Source organism: Fervidobacterium islandicum (genome assembly GCF_000767275.3).
GTDB classification, from domain to species: Bacteria; Thermotogota; Thermotogae; order Thermotogales; family Fervidobacteriaceae; genus Fervidobacterium; species Fervidobacterium islandicum.
On the sequence record NZ_CP014334.2, the window covers coordinates 806,227 to 830,464 of the forward strand.

Genomic DNA, 24,238 nt, shown 5'->3' on the forward strand with positions numbered 1-24,238 from the left:
TTCCCTTCTCTTTCATTTGAGAATCACAAGAATTCCTGCGATGATGGAAACTAACAAGCTAATATAAGCAATTGTGCGGATGGCTGACAGTTGGTTGTTCAGAGTTTCCATTTGTGATGATATGGTTTTGATTTCGTTGATATTGTTCGTGTTGGTCGCTTCAACTTGCGAAATTCTTTGCTCTAGTGCATCCAATTTTTTCGTCGAACTCTGAGATAAAACTAATTCGTTAAGAATATATCTTTGCTCCAAGGAAATTTCAGAAATTTTGTCTTCAAGCTTTTTGTACTTCGCCTCAAGCTGATCAAAACGGTTCGAAAGAACTTCTAAACTGGAAAACGCGTTAATAACTGTTAAAGCATCTAAGGCCTCTAAACGTTGCAAAAAATCTTGACCTTTTTCAATAACTTCTTCGAGAACTCCAAGACGCGACTTTAAGGCTTCGAGCTCCTCAGATAATTGTCTTACTGATTTGTCTAGATTACCTTGCAGCTCTGTAATTTTGTTCATAGTGACATTAGATAAGTTTTTCAAATCATCGGCTGATTTTGATTCAAGTTTTGAAAGTTTTTCCGAAAGGATAGTTGTAGCAGTAGAAAGTTGGTTAATTTTCGTTTCCATATCAGCAGTTTTCTTTGTGAGTTGTTCTATATCTTTGTCGTAGTACTTAGGTTGTGGTAGAGAATTGATTTTCGATTCGAGAGTTCCTATCTTTAATTGCAGCTGCTCTATCTCCTTGCTATAGTCTTTTGGTTGCGTAGCTGTTGAAATTTTGTTTTCAACAAGCGCTAGCCTTTTGGCCAGAGCTGAGATATCGCTCTGAATTGAAAGTAAACCCTGCTGGTCTTTCGATGCATCTATTTGCTTGGATTCTAAAATACTAACTCTATTCTCAACTGCTACAAGTCTTTTTTTCAATTCGTTTACTTCGCTCTGCAACACGGAAATATTTGTTGATGACCCTAGGGAAACGCTGGGTATTTGTTTTTCAAGATTGGAAATTCTTGATTCAATTTTCTCCAAAACATCTGACTTTGCACCCTGCGTGCCTGGTAGATCATACTTGTTTATAAGAGCATACAAATAACGAGCAAGGTCAAGTTTTGTCACCAAAAGTGAAGGTTTAAAATTTCCATTAGAATCTACATCCATAATTCTTTGTTCGACCAAAAAACTTACGGCTTTGTACTCAGCCGCCGATGGAGACAAATCTTTTATCGTGGCAGCAAAGGAATAACTGACGATGAAGATTACCGCGATTACAGAAACAAGAAGCGTAATTTTAGCATTTAGTATTTTGTACATGAAATGAGTCATTGTTCTCACCTCACACAATGATTAGAGAAAAGTCTCAAAATGATGGACGGAATTCATTGAGATGACCTTTCTTGGTTTCGACAATTTTTTCGTCCACTTTTAGGTCATTTCTCACAAATACCAACTTGTGCTTGCCTGCAGTTGTTACGAAGAAATAAATGGGCGTAGTTCCAACGAATTTATCGTCCCAGTATACCTCGTATGCATCTTTTGAGTAGATGTTCACGAGTACCCTATCTTCAGAATCAACAACCGTAGTGCGGTTAACTTGTAATTTCTCTTGGCTGTTACCTTTTCTTTGATCGTACAAAAGCACTGTTGAACCACTTGCCACCTGCAAAATCGTAGGCCCCTTAAACACCTTACCATCTATTACACAAACTATGTCTTTGCTTATTATTACAGGAATACTCTTGGGAGTATCCTTAATAGTCCCGTCACTAAAGCCATACCAAACAACGTTTCCAGTTGCGTCCTTTATTGTGGTAAACCACGTTTTGAAAACCACATTACTTCGTTCATATCCATCGTACTCTACTGTTAATTCGTCCTTGAACGTTCTAATAGAGACCTCCGACTTGGGTTTTAGATTATAAAATAGCACGGAATCTTTTCTCAAATCAACCTTTGTTGCATACTCTTCGTAACCTTCGGAGTATATTCGAACTTCATAAGTGCTTTCTGGTAGCAGCAGCGTGTTTGGAAGCTTAAAAACTTGACCTGCAATGGACGCGTACGCTCCACCGGGAGTTCCATCAATAGATAATTTGTATAGCTGTGTAGAATCAACCTTATAGGTATACTCATCCACGAACGGAACTTCAAACTCCTGGATATTCTTCAAGAAATTGATTGGTAAATAAATCTTGTGCTTGCCAGGTGTAACCTCCAATGATGTTGGGATGCTTATTGTCTCTCCGTTGAAGATGACGTTATCAATCCTTTTATCCGAGATTAGCTTGAGTGTTACCGTTCTTTTTAGTGATATTTCAAGATTTTTTTCTTCATATGGGCTGACTTCTACCTTTAATGTCTTCGTTGCATATTCAGGAGCTTGTACCACAATTTCATGAATTCCGAAGCCTATTTGAAACCTTGCGATGCCCGTACCAGGATCACTATTTATTGCTTTACCATCAACAAATATCTTTGCACCGGCGGGGTTTAATTTTATATTTAGAAAGGATGGTAATGACAATTCAACGGTAATCGTTGCATCCTCTGTGATTGTTTCTTCATACGGGATATAACCAGGCTTGACAACTTTTAAGACACCTGGTAACTCTGCAGTAAAACTCAGTGCGTCCTTTTGCACAATTCCCATGAGTCGATCATTGAAGTAAATCATGCTTCCCTTGGGTGCGTAGACTGTAATTGAAAATAAGGTCTGTGATAAAAACATTAATAATGTAAGAAGAATTGTAAAAATGTATAGTTTTTTAGAACGAATCTCGCCGACCAGAAGAATCTCTCCCATTCCAGAACTTGCCAATTTGCTCTTCAGTGTTGCTTTGGGCTCATAACTTCATAAAGTATATCTAAGGCATTGTGTACTAAAGTGATTTTTTCTTCAGGTATTTGCTTTATAACCTCTTCCACATATCTAACTCTCATTTCTATAACGGATTTTATCACCTGTTCTCCTAGAGGAGTGATAGCCACTGTGAATACTCTTCTGTCTGTTTCATCTCTTCTTCTATCCAAGAAACCATCTCTCACCAATCTCGTTACAAGGCCACTGGTTGTACTTTTTGCAATACCCAAAGACTGGCTTAATTTTGTCATTGTTTGAGGCCCGTTGAAATAAACCCGTTGTAGTAGGTCAAATTGTGCGGCAGTGATGCTGTAGTTCTTCAGAGCTTCACGCCCTTGAACACGTATTCTAAAACAGATAGTCCTCAAAAGTTGCTCAAGATGAGCCGGTAAGTCTCTTCTTGTCTCATTTTCTGTAATGGTGCTATCTGAAAACATCGAACCACCCCATTTTTTATAGTTCTTCGATAAGAACTTTGAATGCAAGGTAGGTCTCGTAAAGGTCAGCTTTTGAAACAAGTTCGAATGGTGCATGCATACTCATTAACCCTGGTCCAATATCAATTGTATCAAATCCTTCCTTTGCAAGGAATTTTGCTACCGTTCCTCCGCCTCCAACATCAACCTTGCCCAGCAGGCTTACTTGCCATGATATCCCGTTCTTATTAAGAATGCCTCTAACCTTACCTACCAACTCAGCGTGAGCTTCGCTTGCCCCACTTTTTCCTCCCCTACCGGTATATTTTACCAAAGCGACACCGTATCCTGCCTTAGCCACGTTCTGTTTGTCATGGACATCCGGGTAAGATGGATCAAAAAGGGCAGTCACGTCAGCTGAAAGAACGGTTGATTTATCTATAATTTCATCGAGCATTCTCTCAGTGTCGCTGAATCCGTCAACTGAGAGTATTTTTCTCAAGAACGCCCTGTAAAATCTTGCTTGGGCCCCTGCATCTCCTTCGCTACCGATTTCTTCCCTATCGAACAATATAACACCGATAGCTCTATTCTTTGGTTGCGCATGTAATAACGCCATAACACCTTCGAATGCACATATTCTATCATCATGACCATACGCTCCGATGAAGCTACCGTCAATTCCTACATCTTTTGGTTTCAAAGCTGGAACAAGCTCCAAATCTGCACTTACGAAATCTTCTTCCTCAATACTGTATTTTTCTTTTAAGAGATTCAGGATATATTTCTTAACAGGCTCTTTTTCTTCACCTTCAAGTGGAATTGAACCAAGTACCACATTCATCCTTTCTGCTTTAAATTGTTCGCTTACTTTTTTGTCTTCTTTGTCCAAATGTGGAAGTAGGTCGGGAAGGACCAACACAGGATCATTTTCATTACAACCTATGCAGACATTTATCTTTTCACCGTTTTCTTTTACAACAACGCCTACAAGTGCCAGAGGTAGACTTAACCATTGATATTTTTTCACGCCACCATAATAGTGCGTTTTTGCTAGAGCGATTCCAGAGTCTTCATACAATGGATTTGGTTTTAAGTCAATCCTTGGAGCATCAACATGTGCAGCAACAAAATTGATACCGTTCAAAATCTTTCCATTAATCGCAACCAATGATTTGCCCCGGTTTACGTAGAACAATTTCTCTTCTTTACCTGTATACTTTTCTAGCGGGATGTAACCATTATCCAAAAGCACTCTTTCAAAATACTCAATGGCTAATCTTTCTGTTTTCGCATACTCGATAAACTCTTTGTACTTAGCGGAAAAATGTTCGACCTCTTCTCTTGTTCGTTTTTTCCAGACCAGCTCGTTCATCCCCATTTCTCAGGCACCTCCACTCATCCTATATGTAAAACGCTTGCTACCAGATTTCAACTTCCGTTTCCAAATCAACGCCATAGTGCTCCTTGACTTTGCCTTTGATAAACTCAATCAACTTTAGAACATCGGAAGCAGTTGCGTTCCCTTTATTAATTATAAATCCTGCGTGCTTTTCAGAAACTTGAGCCCCACCAATTTGATAACCTTTTAATCCTAACGATTCAATAGCCGTACCAACATAGAAGTCCGGTCTTGGTCTTTTAAAAACACTACCTGCGCTTGGATACTCTAATGGTTGCTTTTCGTATCTCTTCTTCATTGTATCAAGCATAAGATTGTGTATTTTCTCTCTGTCCCCCTTGGATAACTTTAGGACAGCCGAAATTATTATAAGCGATCTTTCGTGCTTAAATATACTGTCTCTGTAACCAAATCTTGCTTCCGATGAATTTATAGTAACAACTCTACTTCCGTCAAATGCTTGGATACTCACAACATTCTGTGCCATTTCCCAACCATAACAACCTGCATTCATGTAAATTGCCCCGCCGACACTACCTGGCAACCCAAAGGCGTTTTCCAAACCTGAAAGCGAATGCTCAAGCGCAAATAAACACAAACTCTTGAACGACATTCCAGCAGATACGTTTACAAACTCATCACGAACTTCAACAAAATCTATCCTTTCTGTAGAAATAACGGCAAAATCCTTTTCATCATCGGTTGGGATTATATTCGTACCTTTACCAACAACTCTAAATGGAATTTCGCATTCTTTGAGGAGCTTTATTGCTCCTAAGAATCCTTCTGTCGAGTTTGGAATTACAAATAGTGGAACAATTCCACCGAGTCTAAAACTAACGTGATGAGAAAGGTTTTCATTGAAAAACAGGTCGCAACCTAAATCCCAAAGCTTCTCGATCATCCTCTTTTTAAAACCTCGAATTTGTTTTTCGTCACCTTTACGCATGCAATCCACCCGTCATTCCCTCCGAATACAAAACGATTTTGTCCTTACCGGTATTCTTTGCGTGGTACAAGGCTACGTCGGCCTTTTGAATTAATTCCTCTGGATTGTTAACCTTACAGAGTGGATAAACGGCTACCCCGTAACTCAGCGTGATTTTGAACGGGAATTTAGTTATATCCCTTGTTAACCTTCTCAATCTTTCCACAACTATAAGCGCTTCTTCTCTACCAGTCGAAGGGAACAAGAGTACAAATTCCTCTCCACCGAATCGGGCAACAACATCGGTTGAACGGACGTTATCGCGTAATATTCTTGCAACCTCTTTCAATACTTCGTCACCAGTGAGATGCCCGTACGTATCATTTATATTCTTAAAATTGTCGATGTCACACATAACAACACATAGTTCTCCGTTCTCGGAAACTGCCTTGTTAAAGTGATGCTCAAGCAACTCACTGAAATGGTATCTTGTGTACAGTTTGGTAAGCGGATCGATCAAGCTTCTCAGCCATGTTAACGTTCCTTTCATAACAGCAATGAAGCTGTATTCGAGCAGTTGAAGAATTGGCAAGAGCTCTTTCTTATAGTCTTCTGAAAATCTTGCTTTTGGATTTGACAACCAAAGTTCGTATGATGCACTTTGATCAACATTGTCAACAAGATAAATTTCCAAGGGAATTGTACTAAAGGTTTCCTTTGATGGTTTTTCTCCTTCAGAAACACCTATGGCTGTTTCAAAAGCCTTATCTAAAACGCTATCGTACACTTTAAGTAAAATAGTTCTTGCAGGTATAACTGATAATATCTTTGCTGAGAAGAAATTTAGAAGTCTTTCTGGTTCTGTTTTTGGGTCTATGGCTTTTAAGCTTGAAAGCAAATCATAAGAGAGTGCAATTAATTGCTTTGAAAAAACCCTCTTCTCAGACTCTTCAGATTCAATGTTGTAAATTCTGCTTAACGACTTAGCCGCGTTTTCCATGCCGATGTCTTTATACAATGTTAGTGCTTTTGAGTAATAAGATCTGGATTTGTACTCATTTCCAAGAACCTTATAGTAATGACCATATCCTTCGTAGACCATAGCAAGGGACAATAAAGAACCGTCAAGCACATAATTGGTTTCTAAGTACTCAAGTTCTTCCTTAAAAGCATCTGGAACACTCTTGGCAAGTTCTTCGCCAAGAACTGCTGCCATCTCTTCCCTGAAATACTTTCCGCCAGAATCCCTGTAGCGTTTCCATTTTTCTGGAAATTCACCACTTTCCAAGGAAGATATAACCCTTATAATTTCTTTGGTGTCCTCGCCAAATTGCTCACTTTCTAAAACCTTCGGTATAATTTCTTTTGCCTTGTCAAGATTTCTTGACAGAAAGTACGCCGAGAAAACATCTGCAGACATATCAACACCAAAACGCTTTCCAACAGATTCGAGGTGTTCGAGTGCATTTTCCAATTCAAAGTTATATGAATGATAGAAGGCCTCAATTGTATTAGCAAATATGATTTCATCCCTAAGCCCTAACATTTCAAGTTTTGGCATGAGTTCCGCCATACCAACTAGGAAATCCTTTATTCTGCCAGCGTAAAGGGCATGCGAGAGCATATTTAACCTTGCCAAGTAACTTCGGGCAGGCAGTCCTATTCTTTCTGCGACTTCTACAGCCCTCTGTAGGTACTCCATCGAAATCGTTGTATTCGTAACACCGAGTGCAAGATTATTGTAAATTGATGGAAGTTTGTGGGCAATATTGTAGTCCAGTGCGAGTTTCTCAGCCTTTCTAAGGTATTCAATAACTCTCGAAGAATTGGAGCGCGCTATAAAGGATATGAATATGTAAATATCAACAATCAACCTCACGTGCACGGGATTTGTTTCATCAAGATTTTCAAGTATCTGTTTTACTCTTTCATAGTATTCGTTTCTTTTAGAAGATTGCGCTACTTCGGATGACATTAAGAGAAACTCCCGCCTCAAATTACCAAATGGACCAAGGTCAATTTTTGAGTTCTTCAAAATCTCTATTGCTTGATCGTAATCGTACAAAAGATAATAGTAGCGTGCTTTCAGATAAGTGTATATATTCTTATCCGGAATCTCAATGTCCTCTGCATAAGTTTTGTCTTCTGTTCTTTCGAATAATTCCAATGTTAGCTTGAGAAAAGCGTATGATTTTCGTGAATTAATCAACCTTTTGGCTTTTTGTAAAATGCTGTGTATCACAGAAGGAGAAGCATAATAATTAAGCATTTCGTTGGCATACTTAAGATAAGCCACAGCTGCTGATATTTTATTTCCTGACAATTCTAAATGCCAAGCCTTCTTTTCAAAGTCATTGGTTATTGCAGCTAACCTCTTGTGTAGCTCCAATCTTTCATCCACGGGAATAGCTTCGTGCATAATTTGCCAGTAATGTCTCAGCGTGAAACGTATCTTGCTGTATTCCCTGTAAAGTATGCCATCTTCAAAGAGTTCCTGTAAGCTTATTTCGATACCTAAGAATTCTTCCAAGTGCTTTACTTCATCCAGTGTAAATTTTTGTCCCAGTATCGCAAGGTACTTTGTCGATGCATGTTCGTACTTACGTATTCGATCAACGAACGCAGTTTCGATGTTAAGTTCCACCAACCTTTCTACATCGCACACAAATTGGTCTTGAACTTTTGTTAATATTTCATTTTCATAGAGATATCTTAAATTTTCCACGATCAATCCTGGTAGTCCTCCACTGGCTCCGTACAGCCAATCAACAAGGATATCTTCATTTTCCACCTTTGAGAAAGACTCATTCAAAAGTCTTCTTATCATATCCTTGGTGAACGGTTTGAGTTCAAATCTTACTTCAAAATCCTCCGAATCTTCTACTGAAAATGCCAAAATTTTTATCTTCCCTGAAGTTTCTAATGTTGCAATTCTTCTTAGGAACGCTCTTAATAACTCAGAGGCTTCGTGGTAATCATCAACAAAAATAATAACTTTATCCAGATAGCTCAACGCCTCTACCACATCTACGCTGATTGTGTCGATCGAACAAACATTCTCTAAACAATAAGTTAGACGTGTCAGTAGACTATCAGGTATACGTTCCGACGAGATTTGCAACGTCTGAGCAATCAAATCTGAAGCATTCATAACATGGAGAAAAGGTATCCCACTTTGCCTGAAGTAGTTTTGGAGATTTTCTATTGTGGTTGTTTTACCAACTCTCTGAGGACCTATCACACCTATGAAGTTTTCCTTTTTTCCAGGATTACTAATAAAATCTATTAGTTCCTTTTCCTCATCTCTCACTATCCTTCTTACAGTCAGTATCTTTTTTGAAGGTAGAACGTTGTGGAAGGGAATTTCCTCGGTGAATTCTCTTTTGGATACGTCTTCTACTATCATTGGTTCAACTACTTTTTTAACTTCAGAGTTGTTGATTAATTCGTAAATCAACTTTCCAAAAACATAGATCGTTGATTTGTCTGAACTCTCACCCTTGTAAAATTCTGGAGCTATGAAAATTTTCCACCTTTTGCTCATCTGATGCACACTTTCTAAAGACTGTATCAAAGGAAGAAAGATTCTCACTTCGTCATCCGCTACTATAATATCATCCAAGCCAATGTATGGGATGTAAAGCTTTGGAATATGCAAAACTGTTTTTAAAATAGAGAATAACTGCGGAACAATTATCTGAACGTGTTCTTGAGTAATCTGATTAATTGTTTTGTAAGATGATATATCGTACACGAAAATATCTCTCTCACGCTCCTCAAAGTAAAAATCTTCTGGAACCAAAATTCCACTGATACTTCGCGCCAAATCTGAACGTAAAATGACCTCAGCTCGATTGTGAATCAATTTCTTATCGACAAATTTGGCAATTTTTTTGTATCCGTTTATTTCAACAAGGTAATCACTACTCCAGTACGTATCCCCTAGATATTCCAATATCTCCACAGTACTTTACGCCTCCTGTAGGCATAGAGTTTTAATTTGTTTTTCATTCGATGCAAACTCTGTTCTTTCCCATTTCCTTGGCTTTGTACAATCTCTGATCGGCAAGACCCAAGATTTCGGTAATGGTTGACCTTTCCAGAGAGGAAGAAATACCAAAGCTGAGAGTAACCCTAAAACCAAAGATACTTTCGGAAGCCATTTCCAACCTGCGCCGGATATTTTCGCAAACCTCCAAACACTTGTTCTTTTCCGCTTCCAACACCCCAACAAATTCCTCTCCACCGTATCTAGCTACAATTCCAAAACCTTCCACCTCTTCTTGTAAAATCTTTGCAACATTTCTCAATACTTCGTCTCCTTTCATATGACCGTAATTGTCGTTGATCTTCTTAAAGTCATCTATGTCAGCCATGAACACACTGATTTCTTTCTGCTTGAGTTTAACTTGTGGTTCTTCCAAGTATTCTTTTAAGATCTGGGTAAACCTACATCTATTGTACAGCCCTGTTAGAGAATCTCTCATTGCTCTTTCTCTATATATTATTCCTTTGAGTTGATTTGAAAAGAGTTCATCCAACAACGTCAATTTGTTCCAAAATTCTTCAACTTCTGATTCTTTTTTAATAGAAAAATTACCCGCTAAATAAATTATGTATTCGCTGTATTCGTCTATACTACCAGAAATGCCAACCTCAAGCGGATCAAGTTTAACAATATTTGTCTGTTTGTTTTGTGGTAAGAAGTCAATAGTTGATGAAAGATTAACTCTTTTATCAGTCACTGAAATGAAAACAGATTGTGTTCGGAAGATACTGATGATAATATTTGAGAAAATCCTTAGAAACTCATCCAAATTGACTCTCTGATCCAAAGATCTTAGAATCTCCAACGTTTCAATTATCTCGTAACCTGTAAGTATATTGTCCACCTGTGGTTCTAAATCTTCGTCCAAAAATTCTCTAAAATCATCCTCTATTCCTAACTGTTTTATGAGTTTCATCAATCGCAACTTTGTCATATTATATTTTAATTCATTGCGGATCAACTCGTAATATCTTAATTTTGCCAACAACACATACAGGAGCGAAAGCTTTGTCATCTCTGAAGTGTAAAAACTATCCCATTTATTTAATTCCTCCTCTAACTTACCTTTATCAACTCTGAAAATTTGGTCAGTGAACAAGTAAAGTATCTCTTCCCTTAGAAGTGTGTATGGAGAGCTTACATACTCTGACCAAGCTCTAAAGAATTCTTCATCGTCTCTGGCAATAATCATACGCACAAGGTATTCAAACGCTCGTGTATGGATTGCAGGATCATCCCGATATTTTTCTATCAATTCCCTAGCATTCTCTTTCTTTCCGCAAAGCATTTCGTGAAGAATCATAGCCCTAAGAGAAGAGTGCGGTAAGTCATTTTCCTTTTCTACCAAAAGGGCTTTATTAATGTACTCCCAACCTTTTTCATAATGGCGCAAATATGAATGAAACATACCGTACAGTCTATACAAAAAAGCCGTATTAGAAGGTCAACTATGCAAAATTAAATTTTTGTTTTGAGTGTGAGATAGCATAATCAATATTGAACTTCTCTTTCTTTCTCAACATTGCGTACAACGTTCGCAATAACTTGTGTACTACTGACATTATCGCTTTTTTGTACGGTATACCTTGCTGCCTTTTTCGTTCATAGTATGTTCGGAAATATTCGTTGTGAATCACTACACTCACTGCCATTAGCCATAGTATTCGTCTTAGGTGGGCATTGCCCCTTTTCGATATGTGTCCTTCTACTTTGCTTTTGCCTGATTGGGCAATGCTTGGATCGAGTCCACAATACGCAATGAGTTTTTTGTATGTACTAAATCTTGAGATATCTCCAACTTCTGCCAAGAAATGCATCGCGCTGTTTTCACCAATACCTGGTATTGACGTGAGTATCTCGATATCAAGGTTTATCGCACTACATTCGCAATATTCTTTCATCATCTTGTCGTATTCTTCAAGCTGTTGCTGTAAAAATTGTAGTTCTTTGATATTTTGCACAAGAATCTTTTCTTTCATCGGCCAATATTGAGCAATCGAGTTATTAGCGAGTTCTTTAAGTTTTTGAGCATTAAGTTTTGTACTTCTGCCACGGTCTTTGGAAAAGAACACATCCAGATTACGAGCCTTTTGAATAGCCTTGGCAGAAGGGAAATGAGAAAGAAGATTGAGGATAGTGTCACTGTAGATATTGGTAACTCTTTCGAGTTCAGGGAAAAGAACGTTGAGCAGTTTTTCGATATTGTCTTTAACTTTTGCGATGCGGTGGATAATGTTTTCGCGTGCTCTGACAATATCACGAAGCTCAGAGTTGACAAAAGCAGAAGAAGGAATTTGATGTTGTAGGTAAAACAAAGCAGTAGCGATAATGCGAGCATCGATTTTGTCGGTTTTGGTCTTTCGAAGAGAAGCAAAGTTTTTAACAGTTAGAGGATTAAAAACAGCGCAAGCAAAGTCGTTGGAAGAAAGGAAAGCCAGAAGGTTGAGATGATAACAGCCAGTAGATTCCATAGCGATGATGATGGATTGTTTTGGGAAGGCAGAGAGTTTGTTTGCGAAGGAGGAAAAGCCTTGCTGGGACATATCGAAAGAAGATTCGAAGATGATGGAACTGGGATTAGAGATAGCGCAGACGTTGAACTTATCCTTGGAAACATCGATGCCGACGAATATGGAGAAGTTATTCATACAAGAACCTCCTTTCGAATGATGAGGGCAGGGAGCCTACTGAACCAATCCTCCATGCTGACGAGGGCTGAAAGCCCAACCAACTTATCATGGTTAAAGGCAGGCAACAGACTCCCAAAATGGCTTAAAAGCCAAGGTGACATAAGTTGTCCTGCCCTCAATTTTTTTAAGCTAAATTATTTATACCATATTTTTATGCCGTATTAGGAGGTGACCTATATCCAATTGAAAGGTCTTCCATCGACTTGAGTTCGTTAAGTAATTCTCCAAACCTTCCGAAATACAAAAGTTCACGAGCCAAGTTCATCCTTGGAGATAAATTGTAGTGTACGTAGCCAATCTCTCCGGCGATTCTAATTGCTTCCTTGAAATAAACAATCGAAAGTAAATAACCGTCGTACGATATCCCAAAAGAGTTAAGGATTCTCACAAGAAGATGTTTCAAATCGTATTCTCTGGAAATTTCCAAGGCTTCCCTCAGGTAATTTATTGACTTTTCAGGATTAGTGTGACTTAGAGCGTTTCCTATTTGCCACAACCACTCTGCCTTTAATTCAGCCCACTTTGTGTTCAAGATAGGCAGTTTTTGGATTTCTTCGACACTTATTACCTTGTCTGAGAGTTTATCGTAATAGTTAACGTGTGCCCTCTCTTTGATTAAAGCAAGTTTTAAAAATTTGTACTTTGTTAGATTTTGGTGTTTGAGAATCTTTTCTGCGTATTCAATACAATCATGGTATCTTTCTTCAAGAAAGATATCAAGTACTCTTAAGTAATCGTAAATTATTTTGTCTGGTAAGTTTGCCTTCGTGAAATTTAACCGTACGCCTATGCGGTACTCAAGCTCCAGTTTAATCCTATGGAATGCATAAGAATCAGTTCTGCCATTTTTTTCAAGAACTGAATACGCTCTTTGCAATATATCGGAAAGTACTGAAGGTGAAAAAGTATATCTATCCATAGCATTTCGAACAAATCTCAAATATTCCACAATAGCTGCGATTTCTTTACCTGCCAAAAGATAGTGCCAAGCTGCCTTGAAAGAGGAATGACTATAGGGACTTATCATTTTTCTGTATTCCTGTGCCATTGCTTCGTGCAGCTGTTTTAACTCGTTGCTTGTTTCCCTTTTTTCATCACCTAATAACAGGTCACCTAGCTTAGGATCGATGTTAACAACGTATTCACCATCGTCGGAACGAACTATTTTTTCTTTCATTAAGTTTTTCAAAATACTTTCTCCATCCTTACCCGTAACCCTGCTGAAGAGTAACACATCATCTCTTGAAAATTCTAATCCGAGAGCCCTTATTAGCACCTCTCCGTCTTTAAGCTCCGAAAGCTTCGTCTTTAATTCTTCAAAAGGCAAGACGGGTAATGTAATATTTGCAGTTGGTACACTGACCACCATGTCGGGATTGATTGATTTGAACGCTAAAACAACAGTCTTTATTTCAGAATGCTTTAAGATTTCTAAGAATCGTCGTATCAGGTAGTGAGGCTCCACAGTATCTTTAACCACAACTACCAAAGGACTTAGCGTTCTAAAAATCTTTAAAAGTTCAGTGATTATCGTGTCGAATTTACAGCTTATATACAGACATTTAATAAGTTCTGAAAACTCCACAGTTGAGAACTTCTCACGGTTTTTCCATAAGATTTGTCGTGCAATGTTTGTAAAATCATCGCCGATGTAAAGTAGAGTCCTTCCACGATCTGCAAGGTACCGGTCAATTCTGGCTACGTAGTCTTTGAATAAACGATAATAACTACTTGTATCGACAAGTATCTCCAAATACTTTTTTCCCTCCTGTGCACTCGAATCACATCGTTGCTCAATTTCTGAAACTAAAGCAAATAAAACTTTCTCATCCAGTCTATCTTTCTCCAATTCATCGACTCTAATAGTTCCATCTCGCATTCTTGAAATTATAGTTGCATATTTATTGGCGATATCGAAAATCTCAATAAAATTTGCTAAAATGCGTAATGTTGAGTATTTATCATATTGACCTTTCTTGAGATATTCCTTGTCGATAAATATGTACTTACCTATTTCGCTGTTTTCACGGCTCAACACATCATGATAAAGTGTTTTGTAGAAATCGTATTTAAAAAGCACAGGTGGTTTGAAAAAGAATTCACCAGCAAATGTAAACACATCAAAGACGCTAAAGGCTGGAAAAGGAGGAATGTTACCAAGTAAAACAAACCTGGCAATCCTTAGAATTGCCTCGATAAGCTTTTCACGCTCTTCATCTGTAAGCTCTCGTAGTCTTATTTCTTCATTGATACATTCTGCGATATGTTTCTCTCCTGAATATCTGAAGAGTACCGATATTTCGGCCTCGGAAGGTAAAATCATAGCGGGAAGAATGAACCGTTTAGAAAATGCAAAACTATTTATATGCACAACGAACTCTCGGAAATCCTCGACAATGTTCCGATCAAAAGTCCACTCTAGGAATCTTCCCTCATCTTTTTCGATAACTTGCTCAGTACCTATAAAGCGCTTTAGAAAAGTCTCTCGTCCTGATAATGACGTGAAAAACCCCCCCAGCCAAAATTCTTTCTCAAACTTGGTGCGCGGAAAACAAAAAATGCTGAATAAAGACTTAACGAATTAGTGAACACCTTCTAACGCCTTCAGTTGGGCATCATACATGATCTTAGCTTCCCTAATTACTTCTTCTATTATAACTGGTAATTCTCCTTTTAGTGTACAACCTGCAGCTCGTGGATGTCCTCCACCACCCAGTAAAACTGCTAATTTGCTACAGTCAAACCAATCTTTTGACCTAAAGCTTATGTGCACTTCATTGTGTTCGTATTCAGAAAGGAAGATTGCAAGCTCTACACCCTGTATTGAACGCAGTTCACCAACAAAACCACCGCTATCGTCTTCTGTACAGTTATTTGACTCGTAATCCTTCTTAGAGAGGTAAGAATAAACGATTTGTCCGTTGTTTTCTGTCTGAATGTGTTCAACCATTGTTGAAAGTAACTTGAATTGCTCTATTCTCTTGTTTTCAAAAATCCTTGAAACCAAATACGATTTCCCACCCATAGAAACTAGTTTTGTAGCGTCCGAAAAAACAATTTCGTCAGCATTCGAATACCTGAAAAAGCCCGTGTCAGTAGCTATCCCCATTAAATTAATAGTTGCAAGCCTTCCATCGTACGGCACACCAAGTTCTGTATTGAGCCTGAGAACCATCTGGGCTGTGGAGCCGAATTTCGTATCAACCCAGTTAAGCGTACCAAAGAGTGTATTGGTACCATGGTGGTCAACCACCGCAGAGTTAATCTTCTTGAGAAACTCCTGAAATCGTCCTATTCTATCAGGACTCGATGCATCGAGTACGAGGACAAAGTCTGGTTGAAAGCCGGTTTGGATAATCTCATCGTAACTTTTTATGAGGTTCGTTTCTTCGAACTCGTAGAAATACCATGGGATCCTCCAGTCTATACCAGACATTACTTCTTTTCCCAATCTTCTCAGTCCCAGTGCAGCACTTAGGACAGAACTTATGTCATCACCATCAGGCATAATATGTCCAACAACCAATATTTTCTTAGCTAGACTTAGCTCTCCTACTATCGAGAGAAAATCACGATTCATTCCAGCACCTCCAAAGCCTTTCTAACTACTTCAATAAACTTTTCTTTAACCTTGTTAGCAACTTCAACGACCTCTTCGTGTGATAAAGGCTGTTCAAGTACTCCAGCCGCCATATTTGTTGCACAAGAAAACACCAAGGCTTTTATCCCACTATGTGCACAGACAATCAATTCCGGTACCGTTGACATACCTACCAAGTCCGCTCCTAATTTTCTAAAAGCCTTTATTTCAGCGGGAGTTTCGTACGTAGGACCTGTTACTGCAATATAAACACCTTCCTTCATTTCCGGGAAAACTTCCTTCACTTTCTCCATCCAATCTCTGTCAAAAGCACCTAACATATCTGGAAATCTTGGACCTATATCTTCATCGTTTGGTCCTCTGAGTGGATTTCTAAACATAAGGTTGATAACGTCTTTAACCATGACTATGTCTCCCGGAGTGTAACTTGTGTTTATCGCACCCGCTGCATTTGTGACAAGCATGCGTTCAATTCCAAGAAGCTTCAATGTGTGAATGACAAGTTTTATATCAGTGGGATTCCAACCCTCGTATATATGAAACCTTCCACTTAAAACAACAACCTCTTTTCCAAAAAGCTCCCCAAAGACCAATTTTCCTTCATGACCAGGGGCAGTGGAGTATGGAAAATGCGGAATATCCTTGTAGCTAATATGTTGGGCGTTTTTCACTTCATTTGCTAAGAAACCTAAACCGGACCCAAGTATAAGTGCTATCTTTGGTTTTAAAGAAATTTTTGAAGCTATGTACTCATATGCTTCTCTGACTCGCTTATCCACGAAAATCCCTCCCAAAAAGTACTTTGCATAATTTCATTCTTAGCTTAAAATTGTGCTGTAGAATCACAAGAACGCGATAGTGAAGAAAGTTCGTGTCACTAAGTTCCGCTTCAATGTATTATACCATAGTTTCTTGAAAAATTGGAAAGTTTAAAGGTATGAAAAAAACGGAAGGAGGAAGCTTATGAAGCCAGAACGTATATATCCGCGTATGATAATAAATTTATCTGCGATAAGGCAGAACGCTTCAAGAGTTGTTGAAATCTGTCATTCAAAAGGGATCGAACTAGTCGGAGTAACAAAACTGTCCTTAGGCAATCCACTGATTGCAAAGTCAATGAGAGCTGCTGGAGTTGACAAAATTGGAGAATCTCGTTTGAAGAATATAGAAAATCTATACCACGCCGGTATTCCTGGACCTTTTCAGTTGCTGAGAATCCCTATGCTTTCCGAAATCCCGAAAGCGATCCGTCTGGTTGACGAATTTCTTGTTTCCATGCCTCAAGTCGCGCTTGAAATTGACAGGTGTGCAAAAGAATTAGATAAGAACGTGAATATCATTTATATGATAGATGTTGGAGATTTACGAGAAGGTGTTTGGTTTGAAAACGCTGTCGAAGAAATCCTCTCGACTGTTGGGAATTTGAAACATGCGATTTTAAGGGGAATAGGAACTAACTTAGGTTGTTACGGTGGTGTATTACCAACGAAAGAAAACATGGGGTTACTTGTTGAAATCAAGAAGACACTCGAATCACGTTTGGGGTATGAACTCATTGTAAGTGGTGGAAGCACGGTTACTTTGAAAATGTTGGAAGATAATACCTTGCCAGATGGGATTAACCAGTTTAGAGTTGGAGAAGGCATCATACTTGGGACCGACGCCACCGGAGACAGAGATATCCCTTATCTGAGGCAAGATACAGTGATATTAGAGGCAGAAGTGGTGGAAGTTGATTACAAGCCATCCGTTCCTGTGGGAGAAATCGGGAAGGACGCATTCGGAAGAACGCCACTGTTCGAAGACAGGGGCCTCAGAAAAAGAATCATACTTGCAATAGGAGAACAAGACGTGAAACCAGATGGATTGATACCTTTTGAACAGGGCCTAAAAGTGCTCCACGCATCGAGCGACCATCTCATTGTAGATACAACGGAAAGTGATAAGGAATTTAGGCCGGGAGACATTGTTAGATTCAGAATGAGTTATGGATGTGCACTTAGAGCGTTCACAAGTCCATATGTAGAGAAAGTTTTTATCGAAGATTAACGATATTTTCTTTGAAGATATTTCTGACCTTGTCTTTTTTCTCTACGTAAACTTCGTCGCCTGTAAACGGTTCTAGACCTGTATAATATATCGTAGTGCTTAGTGTTCCCGGTGTAGGTGTGAATATCTGCACCTGCTGCGGAACATATCCAAGATTCTTCTTGATGAACTCTCGAAGATATTTATTCTCTTTTTCACCTTCTCCTGGGTGAGCAACGATGAAATAACCGATAACGTATTTTTTCTGGCCCTTTTTTCTTGCAGCTTCCTCAAATCGTCTTTTAAACTCCAAGAACAATCCAACAGGTGGTTTGCGCATGATTCTCAAGACATCTGGGTGTGCATGTTCTGGTGCCAACTTAAGTTGTCCTGAGGTGAAATCTACCAGTGATGAGATTATGTAATCTGCATTCAAAGAAGCAAGAATCAGGTCGTGTCTTATGCCTGAACCGACGAAGACATGCTTTACACCTGGAATACTTTTGACTTTCTTCAAAAGCTCAATGAATTCATCTGCGGCATCGTTCTTCGATGAGCTACTTAAAGCCATCTTACAAATGTCTGGAGTAAGACAATTCTTAGGACATTGTCCCTTGGTATTTCGAACTGAACAAGATAACGCAAACATGTTCGCTGTCGGACCACCGACATCAACTATGGTTCCTCGAAATTCTGGCATCTTTGTAAGAATCCTTGCTTCTTCAAGAATAGATTCCGTTGAGCGTGAAACAACGTGCGTTGACTGGTGATTTGTTATTGCGCAGAATGCACAATTTCCGAAGCATCCTCTAACAGCAGTAATGGAAAATCTTACAGTCTCGATAGCTTTTACTGGTCCTTTGGCAAGATAATAAGGATGGACTCTTCTTGTATATGGCAGTAAATATAACTCATCCAACTCCCTTTGCGTAAGAGGCCAAGCAGGAGGATACTGGATAACATATCTTGTATCGTGCTTTTGAACGAGGACTACGTTTTTAAAAGGTTCTGTGTTTTCAACCATCAAACGGTATGCTTCCGCGTACTTTCTTTTATCATTCACCACTTCCTCGTATGAAGGAAGTTTGATTATGCGTAGATTAACGTTACCCAAACCATTTTCCTCTGATTCCAAAACGTTCAGAGAACTTTTCCAAATGACTGTTCCACGTATATTGTCGAGATCTTTTCCAGAAGCAGTCCTTTGCGCTATTTCTAAAATGGCCCTTTCGCCCATTCCGTAAACCAATATATCCGCTTTTGAATCAAGCAATATGGATTTTCTAACTCTGTCGCTCCACCAATCATAATGTGCGAATCTTCTAAGGCTTGCTTCTATACCTCCAATAACTATCTTTACGTCTTTGAACGCTTGCTTAATCCAATTAACATATTGGATAACAGCTCTATCTGGACGCTTGTTGTTAATACCACCAGGTGTATAATCGTCGGATTTTCTCTTCTTACGTGACGCTGTGTAATTCGCAACCATAGAATCAACGCTCCCTGAGGTAACTCCAAAAAACAAATTTGGTTTTCCGAGTCTTTTTATATCCTCAGGACCCTCAGGCTGAGCAATTATACCGACTTTGTAGCCTCTGCTTTCTAACAACCTTGCGATTAAAGCAGCACCAAAAGACGGGTGGTCTATGTAAGCATCACCCGTCACTAAGATGACATCTAGGCTTTTAAAACCATGAGCTTTCACTTCTTCTTCCGTTGTCGGAAGGAATAGTCCTGTTTCAGAATTTTTCATATGTTCTCGTATTTCCTTCTCTCCCAATCAGTGACACTTGCTGAATATTCCCACCACTCTCTTTCTTTCAATCTCGAGAACTTTTCCCAAACATGCTCGCCAAGAACTTCTCTGACAAGTTTGCTATTCTCTGCTTCAATAAGAGCTTCCTTTAAGTTCGATGGTAACCTATGAATTCCACGTTTTTGCTTTTCACTCTCCGACATCTGATAGATGTTCTCCTCAACAGCAGCAGGTGGTTCTATCTTATTCTCAATGCCATCTAATCCCGCTGCCAAGATTACGGCAAATGCTAAGTAAGGATTACACGATGGATCTGGTGATCTGTACTCGATTCTTGTAGCTTTTCCTCTCGATTTGGGAATTCTAATTAATGCCGTTCTGTTGCCTTTGCTCCATGCTATGTTAACCGGTGCCTCGTAACCAGGAACGAGCCTTTTGTAGCTGTTGACGGTTGGATTTGTTACTGCGGTTATTTCACGTGCGTGTGCGATAAGTCCACCGATAAAGTATTTCATTATCTGAGAAATTCCATCCGGAGCGGTTTCGTCGTAAAAGGCGTTTCTACCGTCGAGTGTAAATAGACTCATATGAACATGCATTCCACTTCCATTAACGCCAAAGAAAGGTTTTGGCATAAACGTTGCGTGAAGATTATTCTTTATAGCAAGCGTTTTAATCACAAGCTTTACCGTCTGAACATTGTCTGCAGCAATTACTGGCTCAGCATACCGGAAATCAACCTCATGTTGCGACGGTGCAACTTCGTGATGTGTGGTTTCAACATCTAATCCCATTTCTTCAAGGTGAACTGAAACTTCCGTTCTTATATGCTCAGCTATATCCACAGGAAGTAAATCAAAATAACTCCCACTATCTAAAAATTCAAAAACTGGCCGATTGTTTTGCCTTGGAAGTATGAAAAATTCAACCTCCGGACCTGCGTAAGGTACAAATCCCATTTTTCGTGCCTTTTCCTCAACCAATTTCAACCTGTACCGTGGGTCACCTTCGAAGGGATGTTCTGGATCACTATAAACATCGCAAATTATTCGTGCGCTTCTGTGTCCATCAAAAGTCCAGGGAAGCATCGCAACAGTTCTCAAATCCGGCTTAAGGTACATATCCGATTCATGCAACCTTGCAAAACCCTCAACGGATGAACCATCGAACATAATTCCACCGTTCAAAGCTCCTTCGAGCTCATCTGCAGGGATTTCTACATTCTTCATCATCCCGTTAATATCAGTGAACTGCAACCTTACGAACCTAACTTGGTTCTCCTCAACAAACCTAAAAAATTCCTCACGAGACATTTCCCTAATAGTACGCATGTAAAACCCCCCACTTCATGTTTTTGATTTCGAAGTTTTTTCAAATGACTTATTTTGGCGAAAGAATGTGCAAGAATAATCATACATGTATTTTAACACTTTTTTGGCTTATCGTCAATGAAAAGTGTTCATAACAGCGTTTATTTGTCATTTATCTATATAGAAAATCTAAAAATCTTCGGTTTTGTTGACATCAAAGAATTCATCAAGTATAATCTTATTGAAAACAATTCTCAACAAGCAAAAAGTATAGGTTGGATAATCTAAATTTGAGAACAAAAAAATGCGAATCTGTCGAATTTTCAGAGAGGTGAGCTTTGTGAAATTGTCTGAAGTCCCCGTTGGTGCAAGTACTGTTGTAAAACACGTTAGAGATTCCGATATATCTCCTAAACTTAGAGCGATAGGAATTCTACCTGGCGTGAAAGTAACTGTAATTAAGAGCGCACCAATGGGTGATCCAAGGATGTACAAGGTCTTCAATAAAATTATCAGTTTAAGACAGTCAGAAGCAGAACTTGTCGAGGTCGACTTACTCACCGATTCGGTATTTCCTCTTTCACATGCTGTTCCCGGCCAATACGTCGTTAATGAAATTGTAGGTGGATTTGGAATCCACAGGTGGCTTTCAAGAATTGGCATAACAAAAGGAACAACAGTAACGCTTTTGCCAAACAGGAAGGTTGTCACCACCCTTGGCACATTCGATATAGGTTTCGGAAAGCTATCGAAAATATTAGTCAAAGCTGTTCATCAAAATCAACAAGGCCAAGTCGATACTCGAAATGGAAATACATCCGAGTATTCTGGAAATTTAAAGAACTTGGAGGATAATACAAAGGGTGATCACAAATGATTATCACCGTGGGATTGCTTGGGAATCCAAACGTTGGAAAGACCAGTTTATTTAACAAGCTGGTTGGTGCACGTCAGTATGTAGCCAACTGGCCGGGTGTCACTGTGAGCCGAATAGAAGGTGCCACTGTTTTTGGTGACTACACACTCCATTTTGTTGACCTACCCGGGGTATATAGTTTGACGGCAACGTCTGTTGACGAGAAAGTTACACGAGATTACTTGATTTTTTCTCCTCCAAACGTGACAGTGGTTATTATAGACAGCATGAGTCCAGAGCAAGGGATATATCTGTTACTGGAAGCTGTTGAATTGGGTTTAAACGTCATTGCCGTATTTAATGCCATCGATGAAGCGAAGAAGAATGGAATAAAGATAGATAAAAACACATTGGAAACGTATTTGCGAGTTCCTGTGGTGCTCACGTCCGCTCATACGGGCGAAGGTATCGAGGAACTCAAAGAAAAAATAATAAGTGTGTTTAAAAAGCAAACAAGACCTCTAATGCTTGATTATGGAAAGGAGATCGAAGAAAAAATAAGGTCACTTGAGCAGTGTGTGACTGAACAATTCAACAAACGCTTTATGGCGGTAAAAATAATCGAAGGTGATAAATTTGCCCATGACTTTGTCAAAAAGGAATGCGCAAATGAGATTTTGAATAGCATATCGCCCGATATGAAAACCGAGATTCCTTTGGTTAAATACCAATACATTTCAAATGTTGTTCAACTGGCTATAAAGAGAAATGAAGAAGTACTTGGTGTCACGGAAGCGCTTGATCACGTTTTAACACATAAGTTTATAGGTATCCCAATATTCATATCACTTATGTATCTTGCATTTAACTTCACATTTAAAGTCTCCGAACCTCTCGTAGGTCTTCTTGAATACCTTTTCGAGAAACTGGCAAATGCCGTGGGTAGTGATACATTACTGACATCGCTAGTATCTCAAGGAATTATAAATGGAGTTGGAAGTGTCTTAGCATTTGTTCCGAGCATATTCGCACTGTTTTTCGCACTTGGTATTATGGAAGAAAGCGGTTATCTCCCACGTATAGCCTTTCTCGTTGATAGGCTCATGTACTCACTCAGACTTACGGGGAGATCATTTATGACACTTCTGTTAGGATTTGGATGTAATGTCAGCACAGTTATGGCAGCTCGCGGACTAGCGGACGAGAGAGAAAGAATAACCACAATACTGGTTTCTCCATTTATAAGCTGTAGTGCAAGAATCCCTGTTTACTTGCTGATTGTTAGCATCGCATTCCCTAACCATAAAGCTGAGGCATTCTTTGCCATATACGTTCTGAGCTTATTACTTACAGCAGTCTCTTCAAGGTTAGTGAACAAATTCATACTCAAAGGCCAGGCGGTTCCACTTGTTATGGAACTACCAAGGTACAGGTTTCCAAAACTTTCAAACGTTTTAACGTACGTCTGGAATAGAGGAAAGCACTTTTTAGAGAAAGCAGGAACGATCATCTTTGTCGCTAGTGTTGTTATTTGGGCGCTTAGTTATTTTCCAGCCAATGGAGATATAGAGAGAAGTTTTGTTGCTACAGTTGGAAAGTTCCTCCAACCTTTATTCGCTCCTTTGGGGTTCTCCTGGCAAATTGTTGCATCCCTTATCTTTGGAGGTGTTGCTAAGGAGGTTATCGTATCGTCACTTTCGCAGTTTTACCAAAATGTAGCAAATATATCAATTGATGCTGTAATAGGTGCAACGTTGATGGTGTTCGTTCTCGGTTATATGCCGTGTTTTGCAACGCTCGCTGCAATCAAAAGCGAGACAAACAGCTGGAAATACACGTTATTGGCCGTGATTTATAGCTTATCCATTTCGTACATCCTATCTCTGATAGTTTACAGCATTGGAAGGGTGATTTTATGAGAAGCCTGAATAAGATTTTAGGATTAGAGCTTTTCCTCTCACTCCTGACATTCTTAATGTACATAATAAGAGGTGATTTCATCTTTTCGCTCGTGATTTTCTCATTCACCTTGATTTTTTTGACTGCCTTTCGAGAATTTGGGAGTACGTCTTACTCTTTTAGAATAGCTCACCTTTATGTTGGTAGTGTGCTTTTCACCATAGCTGCCAGTTATGTTCTCTTGGGATATTTGATTTCATTTGTGAATCTCTTGTTTGGAGAAAGACCGAATGAATTATCACTCTCCGATATAATCCTTCTGATAACAGGAGCATACTCTTTGTTTAACGTATTCTACTTAAGAAAAGTGGGTTTGAAGCCCGGAAATAAAGCCGTTAGAAATTATTAAAGGGGTAAAGTCAGTAAAAATTGTGGTTGTTGATTTTGGAT

The 24,238-nt window shown here is 39.1% G+C and carries 18 protein-coding genes; 5 read left to right on the forward strand and 13 right to left on the reverse strand.

Annotated elements, in window-relative coordinates:
• Positions 1–12: 12 nt before the first annotated feature.
• The 11 genes from NA23_RS03810 to NA23_RS03860 all read right to left on the reverse strand — a co-directional run bounded on the left by NA23_RS03810 (position 13) and on the right by NA23_RS03860 (position 16,715).
• The gene (locus NA23_RS03810; protein WP_033191046.1) at positions 13–1,317 is read right to left on the reverse strand and encodes an S-layer homology domain-containing protein; all 1,305 of its coding nucleotides are present in this window, start codon (positions 1,315–1,317) and stop codon (positions 13–15) included.
• A gap of 34 nt (positions 1,318–1,351) precedes the next feature.
• Positions 1,352–2,809: a PEGA domain-containing protein gene (locus NA23_RS03815; protein ID WP_145974444.1), complete on the reverse strand. Its 1,458-nt coding sequence runs from the start codon at positions 2,807–2,809 to the stop codon at positions 1,352–1,354.
• A gap of 8 nt (positions 2,810–2,817) precedes the next feature.
• Positions 2,818–3,288 (reverse strand): MarR family winged helix-turn-helix transcriptional regulator, encoded by a 471-nt coding sequence (locus NA23_RS03820; protein ID WP_052107042.1) that lies wholly within the window; start codon positions 3,286–3,288, stop codon positions 2,818–2,820.
• Between the two features lie 16 nt (positions 3,289–3,304).
• On the reverse strand, positions 3,305–4,648 hold the full coding sequence (locus NA23_RS03825; RefSeq protein WP_033191044.1) for an aminopeptidase: 1,344 nt from the start codon (positions 4,646–4,648) through the stop codon (positions 3,305–3,307).
• A gap of 40 nt (positions 4,649–4,688) precedes the next feature.
• Positions 4,689–5,618 (reverse strand): UDP-N-acetylmuramate dehydrogenase, encoded by a 930-nt coding sequence (murB, locus tag NA23_RS03830; RefSeq protein WP_084384032.1) that lies wholly within the window; start codon positions 5,616–5,618, stop codon positions 4,689–4,691.
• The gene (locus tag NA23_RS03835; RefSeq protein ID WP_033191043.1) at positions 5,611–9,561 is read right to left on the reverse strand and encodes a diguanylate cyclase; all 3,951 of its coding nucleotides are present in this window, start codon (positions 9,559–9,561) and stop codon (positions 5,611–5,613) included. Before NA23_RS03835 ends, murB begins: the two co-directional genes overlap by 8 nt.
• A 43-nt stretch (positions 9,562–9,604) precedes the next feature.
• The gene (locus NA23_RS03840; RefSeq protein WP_084384033.1) at positions 9,605–11,053 is read right to left on the reverse strand and encodes a GGDEF domain-containing protein; all 1,449 of its coding nucleotides are present in this window, start codon (positions 11,051–11,053) and stop codon (positions 9,605–9,607) included.
• Positions 11,054–11,093: 40 nt separating this feature from the next.
• Positions 11,094–12,293, reverse strand: a complete 1,200-nt coding sequence (locus NA23_RS03845; RefSeq protein WP_128998116.1) for an IS110 family RNA-guided transposase — start codon at positions 12,291–12,293, stop codon at positions 11,094–11,096.
• 193 nt (positions 12,294–12,486) lie between these two features.
• Positions 12,487–14,658: a hypothetical protein gene (locus NA23_RS03850; protein WP_249477135.1), complete on the reverse strand. Its 2,172-nt coding sequence runs from the start codon at positions 14,656–14,658 to the stop codon at positions 12,487–12,489.
• Between the two features lie 258 nt (positions 14,659–14,916).
• Positions 14,917–15,915 (reverse strand): DHH family phosphoesterase, encoded by a 999-nt coding sequence (locus NA23_RS03855; RefSeq protein ID WP_033191042.1) that lies wholly within the window; start codon positions 15,913–15,915, stop codon positions 14,917–14,919.
• Entirely contained in the window at positions 15,912–16,715 is an 804-nt protein-coding gene (locus NA23_RS03860; protein ID WP_033191041.1) for a purine-nucleoside phosphorylase, read from the reverse strand. Before NA23_RS03860 ends, NA23_RS03855 begins: the two co-directional genes overlap by 4 nt.
• A gap of 184 nt (positions 16,716–16,899) precedes the next feature.
• Between NA23_RS03860 and NA23_RS03865 the strand changes: the two genes are divergently transcribed.
• Positions 16,900–17,985, forward strand: coding sequence for an alanine/ornithine racemase family PLP-dependent enzyme (locus tag NA23_RS03865; protein WP_033191040.1), 1,086 nt, complete (start codon positions 16,900–16,902; stop codon positions 17,983–17,985).
• On the opposite strand, the gene NA23_RS03870 is transcribed toward NA23_RS03865, so the two are convergent.
• Both NA23_RS03870 and NA23_RS03875 read right to left on the reverse strand, forming a co-directional pair.
• On the reverse strand, positions 17,972–19,720 hold the full coding sequence (locus NA23_RS03870; RefSeq protein WP_033191039.1) for a YgiQ family radical SAM protein: 1,749 nt from the start codon (positions 19,718–19,720) through the stop codon (positions 17,972–17,974). The genes NA23_RS03865 and NA23_RS03870 overlap by 14 nt on opposite strands.
• A complete protein-coding gene (locus NA23_RS03875; protein WP_033192391.1) occupies positions 19,717–21,036 on the reverse strand; it encodes a glutamine synthetase family protein in 1,320 nt (439 codons plus the stop codon). Before NA23_RS03875 ends, NA23_RS03870 begins: the two co-directional genes overlap by 4 nt.
• Before the next feature lie 135 nt (positions 21,037–21,171).
• Here NA23_RS03875 and NA23_RS03880 point away from each other — a divergent pair, with 135 nt between their 5' ends.
• From NA23_RS03880 to NA23_RS03895, 4 genes are read left to right on the forward strand one after another with little or no spacing between them, the layout of a single operon-like run.
• Entirely contained in the window at positions 21,172–21,321 is a 150-nt protein-coding gene (locus NA23_RS03880) for a hypothetical protein (RefSeq protein WP_249477138.1), read from the forward strand.
• Between the two features lie 52 nt (positions 21,322–21,373).
• Entirely contained in the window at positions 21,374–21,910 is a 537-nt protein-coding gene (locus tag NA23_RS03885; protein WP_084384034.1) for a FeoA family protein, read from the forward strand.
• A complete protein-coding gene (gene feoB / locus NA23_RS03890) occupies positions 21,907–23,808 on the forward strand; it encodes a ferrous iron transport protein B (protein WP_033191038.1) in 1,902 nt (633 codons plus the stop codon). The genes NA23_RS03885 and feoB overlap by 4 nt, the downstream gene beginning before the upstream one ends.
• On the forward strand, positions 23,805–24,197 hold the full coding sequence (locus NA23_RS03895) for a hypothetical protein (protein WP_033191037.1): 393 nt from the start codon (positions 23,805–23,807) through the stop codon (positions 24,195–24,197). Before feoB ends, NA23_RS03895 begins: the two co-directional genes overlap by 4 nt.
• Positions 24,198–24,238: the final 41 nt, after the last annotated feature.

What these genes read in the sequence shown, in the direction of transcription:
- NA23_RS03810 (WP_033191046.1), bottom strand. Translation starts at nt 1,317, where the DNA reads ATGACTCATTTCATGTACAAAATACTAAATGCTAAAATTACGCTTCTT.
- NA23_RS03820 (WP_052107042.1), bottom strand. Translation starts at nt 3,288, where the DNA reads ATGTTTTCAGATAGCACCATTACAGAAAATGAGACAAGAAGAGACTTA.
- NA23_RS03825 (WP_033191044.1), bottom strand. Translation starts at nt 4,648, where the DNA reads ATGGGGATGAACGAGCTGGTCTGGAAAAAACGAACAAGAGAAGAGGTC.
- murB (WP_084384032.1), bottom strand. Translation starts at nt 5,618, where the DNA reads ATGCGTAAAGGTGACGAAAAACAAATTCGAGGTTTTAAAAAGAGGATG.
- NA23_RS03840 (WP_084384033.1), bottom strand. Translation starts at nt 11,053, where the DNA reads ATGTTTCATTCATATTTGCGCCATTATGAAAAAGGTTGGGAGTACATT.
- NA23_RS03845 (WP_128998116.1), bottom strand. Translation starts at nt 12,293, where the DNA reads ATGAATAACTTCTCCATATTCGTCGGCATCGATGTTTCCAAGGATAAG.
- NA23_RS03850 (WP_249477135.1), bottom strand. Translation starts at nt 14,658, where the DNA reads ATGATTTTACCTTCCGAGGCCGAAATATCGGTACTCTTCAGATATTCA.
- NA23_RS03855 (WP_033191042.1), bottom strand. Translation starts at nt 15,915, where the DNA reads ATGAATCGTGATTTTCTCTCGATAGTAGGAGAGCTAAGTCTAGCTAAG.
- NA23_RS03865 (WP_033191040.1), top strand. Translation starts at nt 16,900, where the DNA reads ATGAAGCCAGAACGTATATATCCGCGTATGATAATAAATTTATCTGCG.
- NA23_RS03870 (WP_033191039.1), bottom strand. Translation starts at nt 19,720, where the DNA reads ATGAAAAATTCTGAAACAGGACTATTCCTTCCGACAACGGAAGAAGAA.
- NA23_RS03875 (WP_033192391.1), bottom strand. Translation starts at nt 21,036, where the DNA reads ATGTCTCGTGAGGAATTTTTTAGGTTTGTTGAGGAGAACCAAGTTAGG.
- NA23_RS03880 (WP_249477138.1), top strand. Translation starts at nt 21,172, where the DNA reads ATGAAAAGTGTTCATAACAGCGTTTATTTGTCATTTATCTATATAGAA.
- feoB (WP_033191038.1), top strand. Translation starts at nt 21,907, where the DNA reads ATGATTATCACCGTGGGATTGCTTGGGAATCCAAACGTTGGAAAGACC.
- NA23_RS03895 (WP_033191037.1), top strand. Translation starts at nt 23,805, where the DNA reads ATGAGAAGCCTGAATAAGATTTTAGGATTAGAGCTTTTCCTCTCACTC.